The organism is Paenibacillus sp. B1-35, assembly GCF_050474385.1.
GTDB lineage: Bacteria > Bacillota > Bacilli > Paenibacillales > Paenibacillaceae > Paenibacillus_B > Paenibacillus_B alvei.
Genome location: NZ_JBCHVJ010000001.1, coordinates 135,519 through 148,249, shown reverse-complemented (window position 1 = coordinate 148,249; position 12,731 = coordinate 135,519). Strand labels below are relative to the sequence as shown.

At 47.2% G+C, this 12,731-nt stretch carries 11 protein-coding genes and 3 riboswitches; of the genes, 6 read left to right on the top strand and 5 right to left on the bottom strand.

Annotated elements, in window-relative coordinates; all coding sequences use genetic code 11:
- Positions 1 to 2: 2 nt before the first annotated feature.
- Positions 3 to 1,454 carry a PLP-dependent aminotransferase family protein gene (locus ACQ5BJ_RS00760; protein ID WP_268619806.1) on the bottom strand — a complete coding sequence of 484 codons (1,452 nt, stop codon included), beginning with the start codon at positions 1,452 to 1,454 and terminating at the stop codon, positions 3 to 5.
- Between the two features lie 216 nt (positions 1,455 to 1,670).
- On the opposite strand from ACQ5BJ_RS00760, the gene ACQ5BJ_RS00755 reads away from it, so the two are divergent.
- The 3 genes from ACQ5BJ_RS00755 to ACQ5BJ_RS00745 all read left to right on the top strand — a co-directional run bounded on the left by ACQ5BJ_RS00755 (position 1,671) and on the right by ACQ5BJ_RS00745 (position 4,230).
- Positions 1,671 to 2,642 carry an aldo/keto reductase gene (locus ACQ5BJ_RS00755; protein ID WP_005549517.1) on the top strand — a complete coding sequence of 324 codons (972 nt, stop codon included), beginning with the start codon at positions 1,671 to 1,673 and terminating at the stop codon, positions 2,640 to 2,642.
- Between the two features lie 249 nt (positions 2,643 to 2,891).
- Positions 2,892 to 3,626 carry an MBL fold metallo-hydrolase gene (locus ACQ5BJ_RS00750; RefSeq protein ID WP_430107848.1) on the top strand — a complete coding sequence of 245 codons (735 nt, stop codon included), beginning with the start codon at positions 2,892 to 2,894 and terminating at the stop codon, positions 3,624 to 3,626.
- A 301-nt stretch (positions 3,627 to 3,927) separates the two neighbouring features.
- Positions 3,928 to 4,230 carry a DUF5316 family protein gene (locus ACQ5BJ_RS00745; RefSeq protein WP_005549521.1) on the top strand — a complete coding sequence of 101 codons (303 nt, stop codon included), beginning with the start codon at positions 3,928 to 3,930 and terminating at the stop codon, positions 4,228 to 4,230.
- A 126-nt stretch (positions 4,231 to 4,356) separates the two neighbouring features.
- Here the strand turns inward: ACQ5BJ_RS00745 and ACQ5BJ_RS00740 are convergent, their stop codons facing one another.
- The 3 genes from ACQ5BJ_RS00740 to gcvH form a co-directional block, all read right to left on the bottom strand.
- Positions 4,357 to 4,950: a GNAT family N-acetyltransferase gene (locus tag ACQ5BJ_RS00740; protein ID WP_005549523.1), complete on the bottom strand. Its 594-nt coding sequence runs from the start codon at positions 4,948 to 4,950 to the stop codon at positions 4,357 to 4,359.
- Entirely contained in the window at positions 4,910 to 5,743 is an 834-nt protein-coding gene (gene murI, locus ACQ5BJ_RS00735; protein WP_262866785.1) for a glutamate racemase, read from the bottom strand. Before murI ends, ACQ5BJ_RS00740 begins: the two co-directional genes overlap by 41 nt.
- Before the next feature lie 180 nt (positions 5,744 to 5,923).
- Positions 5,924 to 6,313 (bottom strand): glycine cleavage system protein GcvH, encoded by a 390-nt coding sequence (gene gcvH / locus ACQ5BJ_RS00730; protein ID WP_040736355.1) that lies wholly within the window; start codon positions 6,311 to 6,313, stop codon positions 5,924 to 5,926.
- Positions 6,314 to 6,500: 187 nt separating this feature from the next.
- Positions 6,501 to 6,609: riboswitch (glycine riboswitch) on the bottom strand.
- Between the two features lie 163 nt (positions 6,610 to 6,772).
- Positions 6,773 to 6,867: riboswitch (glycine riboswitch) on the top strand.
- A gap of 3 nt (positions 6,868 to 6,870) precedes the next feature.
- A riboswitch (glycine riboswitch) is annotated at positions 6,871 to 6,994 on the top strand.
- A 98-nt stretch (positions 6,995 to 7,092) separates the two neighbouring features.
- Here gcvH and gcvT point away from each other — a divergent pair.
- From gcvT to gcvPB, 3 genes are read left to right on the top strand one after another with little or no spacing between them, the layout of a single operon-like run.
- Complete coding sequence (gcvT, locus tag ACQ5BJ_RS00725) at positions 7,093 to 8,220, top strand: glycine cleavage system aminomethyltransferase GcvT (RefSeq protein WP_268600279.1); 1,128 nt, start codon at positions 7,093 to 7,095, stop codon at positions 8,218 to 8,220.
- On the top strand, positions 8,217 to 9,572 hold the full coding sequence (gene gcvPA, locus ACQ5BJ_RS00720) for an aminomethyl-transferring glycine dehydrogenase subunit GcvPA (protein WP_430107844.1): 1,356 nt from the start codon (positions 8,217 to 8,219) through the stop codon (positions 9,570 to 9,572). Before gcvT ends, gcvPA begins: the two co-directional genes overlap by 4 nt.
- Positions 9,569 to 11,026, top strand: a complete 1,458-nt coding sequence (gene gcvPB / locus ACQ5BJ_RS00715) for an aminomethyl-transferring glycine dehydrogenase subunit GcvPB (RefSeq protein WP_430107841.1) — start codon at positions 9,569 to 9,571, stop codon at positions 11,024 to 11,026. Before gcvPA ends, gcvPB begins: the two co-directional genes overlap by 4 nt.
- A gap of 107 nt (positions 11,027 to 11,133) precedes the next feature.
- On the opposite strand, the gene ACQ5BJ_RS00710 is transcribed toward gcvPB, so the two are convergent.
- On the bottom strand, positions 11,134 to 12,711 hold the full coding sequence (locus tag ACQ5BJ_RS00710; RefSeq protein ID WP_430107838.1) for a PASTA domain-containing protein: 1,578 nt from the start codon (positions 12,709 to 12,711) through the stop codon (positions 11,134 to 11,136).
- Between the last annotated feature and the right edge of the window lie 20 nt (positions 12,712 to 12,731).

Genomic DNA, 12,731 nt, shown 5'->3' with positions numbered 1-12,731 from the left:
TGTTACCCCTCCTGGATGATTTGCTTTATAACATTCCCGATTATTTGGGTACCCCGCTCGATATCCGCTTCTGAAACGCGTGAAAACCCAATACGGAAGGTGTTTTCCCCTCCCCCATCCGTAAAGAAGCGGCTTCCTGGCGTAAATAAAACACCCTTCTTCTGACATCTGCTTAGAACTTCTGACACATCAACAGACGCATCCAGTTCAATAAACAAATGAAGACCGCCGTCACCCCATAATTTACGGAATGGAATATGCCGCTCGCAACTATGCACAGCCCATTCGTACTTGCGTTTATATACGGATTTTGCCTTTTTTAAGTAAGACTCGAAATGTCCATTGTGCAAATATTGATAGAGAACAGCTTGATCCAACGTTGAGGTATGAATCGTTCGTGCGCGTTTCATACTCACGAGATAGGAAATCAGCTGCTCATCTGCGATTATCCAGCCAATTCGCATTCCGGGAAATAATATTTTAGAAAAGCTCCCAATATAGATAACATGATTAGCTCCTCCAGCGCAGGCAATAATCGGTGCAACATGTGCGCCGGAATAACGCAGTTCCTCACTAAAACCGTCTTCGATTACAGGAATGCCGTGCTTTGCGAATAGACGAATTGCATTCATCCGCTTGCTAGGAGACATTACGACGCCCGTTGGGTTCTGGTAGGAAGGGATCAGATAAGCCAAATCATAGGGTCTCTCCTCTACTGCAGCGGCCAATTTCTCCATGTTCACACCATCATGCTCCATTTCAATGCCATCGATATCTAGACCGTGCATCTTGAATAGCTTAATCGCACTATGATGGGTTGGATTCTCGCAAATGACACGCCCATGGCGCTTCTCAATTGCAGAGAGGACAATGTCCAGCCCTTCGGTGAATCCATTCGTAATGAGCATATCTTTGCCTTTCATGTCGATGCCCTTGGACTCCATATATTGCTTCAACTCTTCAATAAGCGGCTGATAGCCCTGTGCATATCCGTAATTGAGCATGATTTCGCCTTCTGCCGCAATTCGGTCTACTAAGGCCTGCTTTACATATTGAAGTGGAAATAACGATTCGTCAGGCGCAATGCTCATGAATGAAATCATGCCGCGCTCTCCGCGTACACCATGTTTCATCGCATCCATGCGCTCAGCGATTTGCGCCTTTTCACTCATTCTCTCGTTCCAGTTCATATTTGCATCGATTGTGTTGGATCGCTCTGCAGGTGAAGCATAACTGCCTTGGCCGGGAATCGAATAAATAAGTCCTTCATCAGCCAGCTCTTGATAAGCTGCGATTACTGTATTGCGGCTTACCCCCCATACATTGCCAAGCTCCCTTGTCGAGGGTAGCTTCTGATCAGCCGTCAGCCATCCGCGATTAATAAGCAACCGCAAATAGTCTCGAACCTGCAAATATGCCGGTTTCCCCGGGATAAGCTTAAAGTCTTGGAACATGTGCTCAACTCCCCCTTCTTATCTTGGCACATTCTAATCCGATTGAGAAGAACCACATTCAGGTTATTTTCCAGCAGATGCGGTTCTTAGGCGAAGAAGTGGAATCTCGTACACTACTGTAGTACACTAGTACTGTTAATCCAGAGCGATTTGGACGAACACTATAAAGCAACACGCATACGATTATCATTGACTACAACATTGGAGTGATTGCTTGTGACAACGTTACCATTGAATGAACGCGGAATTCCAGCTAGCCGTATTGTGCTTGGGTGCATGGGGATGGGTGGAAGCTGGGATGCTGAGCCGTATACGAAGGAGCATGTCAAACATGCGGAAGCCGCGGTGGAAGCTGCGCTTGAAATTGGCATTAACATGTTCGACCACGCGAATATATACGCTCGAGGAAAAGCCGAGCAAGTATTTGGCGAGGTACTGAAAGCGCAACCAGGCTTGCGCGAGAAGATCATTATTCAGTCGAAATGCGGAATTCGTTTCGCTGAAGGTGATATTCCAGGTCGCTACGATTTTTCGAAATCTCACATATTAGAAAGTGTCGACGGCATTCTTGCCCGCCTAGGCGCCGAGTATTTGGACATTTTGCTATTACACCGCCCAGACCCGCTAATGGAACCGGAGGAAGTCGGTGAAGCGTTTAATCAATTGAAAAAATCCGGCAAAGTACGGAATTTCGGCGTATCTAACATGAGTGCCGGTCAAATTCGACTCCTGCAATCATGCTGCGATGAGCCATTCGTAGCGAATCAGTTGGAAATGAGCCTTGCCCGCTTCGGCTGGCTGGATGCAGGCGTTCACGTGAATCAGGCTGCTTCTGCTGACGATACCTTCCCAGATGGAACGTTAGAGTATTGCCGAATGAATGGCATCCAAGTTCAATCCTGGGGTCCGCTTGCGCAGGGCTTGTATTCTGGACGCAAAATCGACAATGAACCCGAGTCGGTCAAAGTTACCGCCAACCTTGTTCAGAAGCTTGCTTCCCAATACAACACAACTTGCGAAGCGATTGTGTTGGCATGGTTAATGAGACACCCTGCTCAGATTCAACCTGTAATCGGCACGGTAAATCCAGACCGCATTCGCGCATGTAAAGATGCTCTTCACATCACATTGACACGTGAAGAATGGTACTCTCTCTATGTAAGCACGAGAGGCCGCATGCTGCCATAATCCTAAATTATCTTGCAATGTAGCTGCTTACTGAAGAAGCGGCATCCTTCTGGATGTCGCTTTTTTTATGCCTTGATTTTTTATAGACAATATGAAGAGTTAGTGTTTGATGCAATTTCACCCTTGACAAATATTTTTGTTTGTGTTATAATTGAATATTTTACAATTGATAAAAATCTCCATTCATGATAAAACAAACTATGCTTAGACATAGTGCCAAGTCTCAATCACAATGGAGGGCTATAGACAATGATCATTGCACCAGGAGTCATGATGTTAGAATTGGAATCTGAAGGTATCGGAGGAGCATTACCGATTCACCCTACCCTTGTGTGGGATGAGCATTGTGCTGTACTAATCGATACAGGCATGCCAGGCGATTGGATTCGCATCCAGCATGCCATGCGAGAATCCGGTGTGCCGCTGGATCGTCTGCAAGCGGTTCTGCTTACCCACCAAGATCTCGATCATATCGGCAGTCTGCCTGATATTATCGCCTCCAAAAACGGATGTATCGAAGTGTTAGCTCACCAGGAGGACGCTCCCTATATAGAAGGCAAATATCCGCGCCGAGAAGCGCTGGCGAGCGTACTACCGCTGCTGCCCGAAGAACAGCGAGCTGAAGTATTGGCCATGTGCAATTTGCAGCCTTCTGCTAACGTAACACGCTTGATTGCGGATCATGATCTTCTTCCTTACTGTGGTGGAATTCGAATTATCCATACTCCTGGTCATACAGCAGGCCATGTCAGCATCTATTTGGAGCGCAGTCGCATCTTGATAGCCGCTGACGCCATGACAAGTAATAAAGGGATTTTGCACGGCCCCGTCCCGCATACGACGCTGGACATGGGAAGCGCAATCCGCTCACTAGGCAAGCTAACAAAATATCCGATTGACGCGGTTATCTGTTACCATGGCGGGCTGTCCAAACAGAACATACATCATCAGATCCTGCAATTGTCACAATCTTCGATCACGTAACCATAATAAAAGGGACATCTAACCTGCGAACTTCGCCGTTAGATGCCCTCCTATTTACTTTGAAAATCAACACATCATACACTTTTCATATTTGATAGTGTAAAAACCATTTTCTTCAACCTCACTGGTTCCTATTCTGACTATAGATGGTTCTATCTCCTCAATAAACCTCCTAGTCCGTTATCTGCAATTCGATCGTAGTTTTACGATTGAACATTATGCTCAATTATTTTGATCTAACTTTCACATGAATCAATTGTCATGTATAATTGGGTAATAATGGGGTAAATGGAGGTGTATCATGATCGCACGGCGACTCGCAATTGGTCTCATTTTCGTTATTCTCACTGTATTGTATACATCTATTTGGCAAGGCGGAGATGCCCATATCCTATTCAACATTAACTGCTATTTCGGTTTGGGGCTTTGGGCAGTTGGTTCACTCTTTACTGGCGCATTCAATGATAACACGAAGCTTCGATTTAATATGGGCCATATCCCTGACGAAGACCATCGAAGAAATTTTAAATTTAGCGGCACAATGTTTGTAACGGGGCTGCCGAGTATCGTAACATGTATTTTCATCTATGTTGTTGTTCTATAATACGATACGCTCTAACCAGCATTAAATAAGAAAAGAGGATGATTGCCAATTCAATGCGGGCACATCCTCTCCATGTACTATGGATATTCCATTTGCTTCGATCAATACAATTAATAGTGTTATAACTTATACATATACCTGATTCAAAAATTGCTCGAGCCTTTCTTTCACCTGGGGCCATTCCTCATCAACAATGCTGTACACATTAGAATCACGAATATACCCGTCCTCCATCACCCGATGACGCCGCAATCTCCCTTCAAGCACGGCTCCTAACCGTTGGATTGCCCGATTTGAGCGTTCATTGCGTACATCCGCCGTCAGCTGAACACGAATCGTATGTATCTGTTCGAAGCAATATTGCAGAAGCAAATATTTGCACTCGGTATTGATGCGGGTACGCCATACTGATGGATGATACCATGTACCGCCAATTTCAGCGTAGCGATGCAAGACGGACATATTCATAATTCTCGTTGCACCAATTATTCGCCCAGTAAGCTGATCAATGACAACGAATGGATACTCGATCCCCTTCTCACGGTTCAGAACAGCATCATGAATCGTCCGTTCTGCATCTGCAAGACTGCGGATCGTGCGCGGCAAGTAATGCCATATATCTGGATGAGACGCTGCTTCATATAAATCTTCCGTATGTTCAGGAAGCATAGGGATCAGCTTAGTACTGCTCCCCGTCAGCTCGAACAATTGACTGTTCATTCGTATCCATTCCCCCGAAGGTCTGATAGGTATGAAGTGCAATCTGCAACTTATTTATGTACTGTTGATCATGACTCGAACACATAAATTGAATTGTTGGGCTTGTTGTCTGATCTGATTGCTGATTCAACTGCTTCTCTTGCAACACTTGGGCTAACCGCTGCACTGTGCCTTGACTCCCGTCAATGAGCTGGATATGATCAGGGACTATTTCTCTCAAAATGTGCTTATAATAGGGGTAGTGCGTACACCCTAACACAATTGTACCGTACTGACTCAAGTCAATCCCAGCAAGCTTCTGTGCAAAGAAGTCTCCTATCACTCCCTTATCAAAGTTTAATTGCTCGCAATATTCTACCAATTCCGGCAAAGGAATCGAATCAACAATATGTTCCTCATCAAGACGAGTGACCAGTGTATGGTATTTGTCTTGGCTTAACGTTAAGGCTGTTGCAAATACAAGTACACGCTTGCCGTTATTGCGATTCATTTCTACTGCCGGCTTGACTGCGGGCTCCATGCCGATAATCGGAATATTGTAATTCCGCCGCAATTCAGATGCTGCGATACTCGTTGCCGTATTGCACGCGATTACAAGCGCCTTCACATGATGCTGCATGATTTCCTCAACAGCAGATTGCACATGACGCATCACTTCCTGCTGCGACTTTGTCCCATATGGAACATGAAGCGTGTCTGCATAAAACAAATATTGCTCTTGTGGCAGCTGCTTCATAGCCTCAGCCAATACCGTAATACCACCCATTCCCGAATCAAAAAAAGCGATTGTCATTCCACTCACCTAGCATTCTATTTAGCATTGTAACGTCTGGTTGTCGATGCTTCTATTGTACTCTTTTTCGGCGGCGAATCCTATCGAAACTTCTCACTTTGTGGATGAAAAAAACCTGCTGCACCAGCATTATACCGATACAGCAGGTTCTACGTACACAACCCATTGATCCTTCTATTATTAGTCAATCAGCTTCGCATATTGCTCAGCATTCAGCAGATGCTTCACTGCTTCCGCAGCGCTGCCTTCCACTTCAACTTCCGCAATCCAGCCGTCTCCGTATGGACTGCTGTTCACAAGCTCTGGCGACGCTTCCAATTCATCATTTACCTTCGTAATCGTTCCAGATACCGGACAGTACAACTCAGATACGGTCTTCACAGACTCAATGGAGCCCATGCTGTCCCCCGCGGACAAGCTGGTTCCTACTGAAGGAAACTCGATGAATACAATGTCTCCCAGTTGAGCCTGCGCATGATCTGTAATGCCAACTCGTACTGTATTGCCTTCTATGGCGATTACCCATTCATGCTCTTCACTGTACAGCAATCCATCCTTCACTTCACTCATGTCAACGCCCCATTTCATTCATAATGTCATTCATTAGGCCGTCTATCCATTAGAGATCATTAAAATGGGCAGAGAGCGGCCTAGCGCCTTGTTCTCTGTCCTCGGTACCTGAGAGATCCCGTTCCAGCACAATAGTGGCAGAACTTACCCCTTTGGTGGCAACTAAATATGCACTCTCCAGAGCTGCGTCAGAATGGCGGTTATTGTACCTGAGAGATTCATTGCCAATCGGCAGCTGGCAACTTGCTCCTTCGGTGTTGACAATCATCATTGTCAAACTCTCCCGACCTTCCTCGTTCGCAATTACGATTTCATTTGGGTAATTATAACAACCTTAGATTATTGCAAGATACGTACGATTGTCAATATGACAAGCAGTGAAATCGAATGTGAAGAAAATATCAATTGACAAAGTGTGGAAGGCTCAACTAATGTAGAGATGACAGTTGAAAATGGCGAATGATGGTAAAGGGAGAGACTGCTGAGACATAGCAGCGCCGAAGGAGTAAGCCGTAAGACGTGAATCTCTCAGGCAAAAGGACTTTTACCGGACGCATCTCTGGAGAGCACTGTAATTCACCAGATCGAATACAGTCACCCAAGGGGAAAGCCGATGATACATGCGGAAGCAGACGAATCGTTTGCAGCATTCGGCGACACTCTCAGGTACAAAGGACAGAGCGAGAGACGAAGAGGATAACACATCCACTTTTCTTTCGGCTGTCCTTTTTTGTTCGCATACCAATGGTTTGTCCAAATAAGCGTATCGAGGTGATTTCATGAGTCAATTGAAGAGAACGCCAATATTCGATCAATATTCAACATTTCCCGGTGCACGCTGCATTGACTTCGGCGGCTGGGAGCTTCCTGTTCAATTTATCGGTATTCAGCGGGAGCATGAAGCTGTGCGCACACAGGCAGGCTTGTTCGATGTTTCCCATATGGGTGAGTTTATCGTTAGCGGCCCGGCTTCCCTAACGTTTCTTCAACAGATGACAACGAATGATGTATCGCGGCTTGAGGACGGGAAAGCACAATATACGCTGATGTGCTACCCTGACGGAGGAGTCGTCGATGATATTCTCATCTATCGGATGAAGAGTGACCGATATATGCTTGTTGTCAATGCCTCCAACATCGACAAAGACTATGCATGGCTGCAGAAGCATTTGATTCATGGCGTGACCTTGACAAATGTATCGAACCGCACGGCACTGATCGCCCTTCAAGGGCCGAATGCCCAAGCTATTCTCTCTACCGTATCAGAAGCGCCTATTGATTCGCTTGCACCTTTTCATTTCCTAACGGATGCACAAGTATGCGGCGTGTCAACTCTTCTATCCCGCTCTGGCTATACGGGCGAGGATGGATTCGAGCTCTATTTGTCCGCAGAAGATGCTCCGGGGGTATGGGCTGAACTGCTTCGTGCCGGTGAATCATTCGGCTTGCTGCCAGCAGGGCTGGGGGCAAGAGACACGCTGCGCTTCGAGGCACGTCTGCCGCTCTATGGACAAGAAATTACCGCTGATATCTCACCGCTTGAAGCTGGACTCGGACGATTCGTCAAGCTGGATAAAGGCGACTTCATTGGCCGTGTTGCACTTACGAAGCAAAAAGCTGATGGCCCAGCAAGGAAGCTGGTAGGAATTGAAATGATTGATAAAGGCATTCCCCGCTCTCATTATCCGGTGCTTGCCAACGGGCGCGTAATTGGTGAGGTCACAACTGGCACGCAGTCGCCAACATTGAAGCGCAATTTAGGACTTGCCTTAATTGAAACCGCTTTTTCAGAACTCGATACCGAGGTTATGGTAGAAATTCGCGGCAAACAGTTGAAAGCCCGCGTTGTCCCTACCCCATTTTATAAACGAAATCCGATCCCTGCCAAAGGAGCGAATCCATCATGAAGCATCGTTACATTCCAATGACGGAGCAAGATCAAGCCGACATGCTGCAGCAGATTGGCATCTCTTCCATGGAAGATCTGTTCCGCGATATACCAGCATCCATTCGTTACAATGGTGTGCTTCCTATGTCCGAACCACTAGATGAAGCAGCCATGATGAAGCATATGAAGCAGTTGGCTTCTCGCAACGCAGACAATGAGAGCCACACCAGCTTCCTTGGCGCAGGAATATACGACCATCATATACCGGTTGTCATTCAGCATCTGGTCTCCAGATCTGAATTTTATACCGCATACACGCCTTATCAGCCTGAAATCAGTCAGGGTGAGCTGCAAGCAATCTTTGAATTTCAGTCCTATATTTGCGAATTGACAGGCATGGCTGTTGCCAATGCAAGCATGTATGATGGCGCAACAGCAATGGCCGAAGCAGGAGCACTTGCTGTAGGCGCAACGAAGCGCAAGCAGATCGTCATATCGAGCACCGTACACCCAGAGGCAAGACAAATTGTTCGCACGATGGCACGAGGACTGAATGTTGAAGTGGTCGAGATCGGTTATAAAGACGGCGTAACTGACCTTGCACAACTTGAGCATGCAGTCACGAACGAGACTGCTGCCGTACTTATTCAGTCACCGAATTTCTTTGGCTGCATCGAAGATATCCGTGCAATCGAACCAATTGCACATGCGCACAAAGGTTTGCTCGTAATGAGTACGAACCCGCTAAGCCTTGCTCTTTTAGAGAGCCCTGGCAAGCTCGGTGTCGATGTATGCGTCGGAGATGCGCAGCCTCTTGGTATTGCACCTTCATTCGGCGGGCCAACATGCGGTTTCTTTGCGGTAGCAGAACCGTATATGCGGCGAATTCCTGGAAGGATTGTTGGTCTGACCAAAGACTTGGATGGCAAGCGCGGCTTTGTCCTCACGCTTCAAGCAAGAGAGCAGCATATTCGTCGCGAGAAGGCGACATCCAACATTTGCTCGAACCAAGCGCTGCTTGCACTTGCCGCTTCGATATACATGTCCGTTATGGGCAAAAAGGGAATGCAAGAGGTAGCGAAGCTGAATATACAGAAGTCTCATTATGCTTCTGCCCAAATCAACAGCAAACAGCAGCTTTCATTAGCTTTCCAAGCACCTTACTTCAATGAATTCGTAGTCCGTCTTCCAGAAGGAACCGATATGGATCACCTGCACGGGCTGCTCCTTGACAAAGGATTTATCGGCGGCTTGGATCTGGGCCGCTTCTATCCTGAGCTTGCGGGACATATGCTCATTGCCGTTACAGAGAAAAAGTCCAAATCGGACATCGAACAATTTATCGACCTGCTGGAGGTGAGCTGCGTATGAAACCGGATCAAGCGCTAATTTTTGAACTAAGCCATCCTGGCCGCACTGCCTATTCCTTGCCGGAATGTGACGTTCCGGAAATCGAGCTTCAAGAACTCATTCCTGCTTCAATGCTGCGCAGTCAGGAGCCTGAGCTGCCTGAAGTATATGAAGTTGATGTGATCAGACATTACACAGCCTTATCACGCCGCAACTTTGGCGTAGATAATGGTTTCTATCCGCTCGGCTCTTGCACAATGAAATATAACCCAAAAATTAACGAGGATGCGGCAAGACTGACTGGACTCGCAGCCATTCATCCTTATCAGCCTATCAACACGGTACAAGGCGCATTGGAGCTCATGTATACGCTGCAGGAGGATCTTGCTGCGCTGACAGGCATGGATAAGGTTACGCTGCAGCCTGCGGCAGGCGCTCATGGTGAATGGACGGGATTAATGATGATTCGCGCCTACCATGAAAGCCGTGGCGAGCAGCGGACGAAGGTAATCGTACCTGATTCTTCGCATGGGACGAACCCAGCAAGCGCAACCGTGGCCGGCTTAGATACAATTACAATACCATCCAATGAACAAGGATTGGTTGATCTGGATGCGCTCAGAGCCGCTGTCGGCCCTGATACGGCAGCGCTAATGCTAACGAACCCGAGTACACTTGGATTGTTCGAGGAGCATATTGTCGAGATCGCAAGCATCGTGCATGAAGCAGGAGGGTTGCTGTATTACGATGGCGCCAACTCGAATGCGATTATGGGAATTACGCGGCCTGGAGACATGGGCTTCGATGTCGTCCATTTGAATTTGCATAAGACGATGAGCACCCCGCATGGAGGCGGCGGCCCTGGCGCTGGCCCTGTAGGCGTGAAGAGCAAGCTGATTCCATTCCTCCCATCCCCAACGGTGATGAAACTTGAGGATGGCTCATACGACTTCGATCATGGTTCACCATTGTCGATTGGACGGGTTAAGGCCTATAATGGGAACTTCGGTATCCTCTTGCGTGCTTATGTCTATATTCGCACTTATGGCCCAGAAGGTCTGCGCCGTGTATCCGAATGCGCCGTGCTGAATGCCAACTACATGATGCACCGTCTATCTCCTTATTACGATATTCCATATCCAGGCGTGTGCAAGCACGAATTTGTCATGTCCGGCAAAGGATTGAAGCAATATGGCATTCGTACGCTCGATGTTGCCAAGCGCCTTCTCGACTTCGGTTTCCATCCGCCAACCATCTACTTCCCGCTTAATGTAGAGGAATGCATGATGATTGAGCCTACGGAGACAGAAAGCAAGCAGACACTGGATCGCTTCATTGATGTTATGATTCAAATTGCACAGGAAGCGAAGGAGCAGCCTGAGCTGCTGTTGAATGCTCCTCATTATACGGATGTAAAACGATTGGATGAAACACAAGCAGCACGAAAGCCAGTATTGAACTGCGCGTGTAATTAACTAGCAGCGAGACCAATATACAAATGCCCCGAGCGCCTGCCGACAATTCGGTACGGCCACTCGGGGCATTTCTTCATTAGATGAAATCTATCTCATGATCTTTCCGGTTATTTCTTCGCTCGGCTAACATAGAATTTAATCTTGTCACCCTTCTTCGCAGCTCCACCAGCAGGAACATCTTGCTTAAATACTTTACCTGCTTCCTGCTCATCAGTGTTCTCGAGGACGTACTCATATTTCAAGCCGCTTGCGAGAATTTGCTTCTCTGCATCTTCTTTCGACAGCCCTACTAGATTAGGAACAGCAACCTCACCGGACTTCGGTGGTTCGGTTGTCTGATTCGTGTTCGGATCTGGCTGTTGGCCCTCAGGATGCTGCCCATCCACAGGAGGCGTCGTCGGATCCGTCGTTGTTCCTGTCTGACCATCCTGGGTACCGTTATTCGTAGTTCCCGAATCCGTTGAATGATCATCAGGTTTATTCTCTTGTGTTGTATTTGGCGGAGTTACACTCGAATTATTTGAGCTGGAATCCCGATCACGGTCTTGATTCCTCCGATCCGAGTCATCTGACTCTGTCTCGCGTTCCTGATCCGAATTGTCATTGGATGAGCTGTTGTCAGTTGCGGGCGGTTCTGTAACGTTCGTCGAAGTTCCCGAATCATTTTGGCTCGCATCTGAACCTGATCCCGGCTCCGTTGCGGGATTCCCCGTTACGGCCTGGTTGTTGGATTCCGCAACTGAATCAGTCACTGCCACATCATTCGCTTTTGAGAGCGAGTTCGCCCACATGACCGCACCGCCCAATACACAAATAAACACGGCTGCACAGGCGATGATCAGCATCATCTTCTTGCGGCCCACATTTTCCGAGCCGTCTGCCTCATAAGGTGCCGCTTCCTCTTCTTCCGTCTCCTCTTCCGCCATACTGAGCAGTTCCGGATCCACTTTAGGGACAGGCGGTGTATAAATGCCTCCAATTGTCTTCACCGGTATATTCGGAGAGTCCATAATCTCGCGAAGCGTAAGCATGAAGGAGAACGATGAGCTCTCTCCCAAATATACACTCTGTACAAGGGACAACAATGCTTCCTTCTGACCAGGCGACAACTCCTTCAATGCGCCGGCCAAACGCGCCTCGTACATTTCATAATACTGTGGCACATTCAGATGGAGGGTACTTAATTGATACAGCAAATAACATAATCCCAATGTACCGCATCGTTCTGTAGCCGCAGTCGACCAATAATTCATCACTAGCACTTGATGATCTTCCGTAATCCACAAGTTATCGACGGATACCGAGAAGTTCGTAATATTTGATTCCAGCGCATCTTGAACCGCCTTGCCAACTTCATAAACCAACGACAGCGTCTTCGTCGCACTCAATGCGTGATGCTGTATGTACTTTGCAAGCGGCATTCCATTGTAAGATGTGAATACAACAAAGAAATCACTGCCGGATGTGCCGGCATTCAACATATGGAAAAATCGATTATTTGAAAAATGCGAGATTTGCCCAAACGCCTTCTTGCATTGTTCAGCCTTATCCAGCCCTTTATTTTCTACTAAATATATAAATACGTCTCTCTTTAGTGATAAATCTATTGCTTCATATAATATTCCATCAGCCAGATGCAAAATGACTTTGCATAATTGATAACGTTCTCCAATGTAAGCACTCATATGTCTTGCTCCTCCGCGAT

Excerpts from the sequence above, each read along its gene's own strand:
- ACQ5BJ_RS00760 (WP_268619806.1), bottom strand. The coding sequence starts at position 1,454 with ATGTTCCAAGACTTTAAGCTTATCCCGGGGAAACCGGCATATTTGCAG.
- ACQ5BJ_RS00750 (WP_430107848.1), top strand. The coding sequence starts at position 2,892 with ATGATCATTGCACCAGGAGTCATGATGTTAGAATTGGAATCTGAAGGT.
- ACQ5BJ_RS00745 (WP_005549521.1), top strand. The coding sequence starts at position 3,928 with ATGATCGCACGGCGACTCGCAATTGGTCTCATTTTCGTTATTCTCACT.
- ACQ5BJ_RS00740 (WP_005549523.1), bottom strand. The coding sequence starts at position 4,950 with ATGAACAGTCAATTGTTCGAGCTGACGGGGAGCAGTACTAAGCTGATC.
- murI (WP_262866785.1), bottom strand. The coding sequence starts at position 5,743 with ATGACAATCGCTTTTTTTGATTCGGGAATGGGTGGTATTACGGTATTG.
- gcvH (WP_040736355.1), bottom strand. The coding sequence starts at position 6,313 with ATGAGTGAAGTGAAGGATGGATTGCTGTACAGTGAAGAGCATGAATGG.
- gcvT (WP_268600279.1), top strand. The coding sequence starts at position 7,093 with ATGAGTCAATTGAAGAGAACGCCAATATTCGATCAATATTCAACATTT.
- gcvPA (WP_430107844.1), top strand. The coding sequence starts at position 8,217 with ATGAAGCATCGTTACATTCCAATGACGGAGCAAGATCAAGCCGACATG.
- gcvPB (WP_430107841.1), top strand. The coding sequence starts at position 9,569 with ATGAAACCGGATCAAGCGCTAATTTTTGAACTAAGCCATCCTGGCCGC.
- ACQ5BJ_RS00710 (WP_430107838.1), bottom strand. The coding sequence starts at position 12,711 with ATGAGTGCTTACATTGGAGAACGTTATCAATTATGCAAAGTCATTTTG.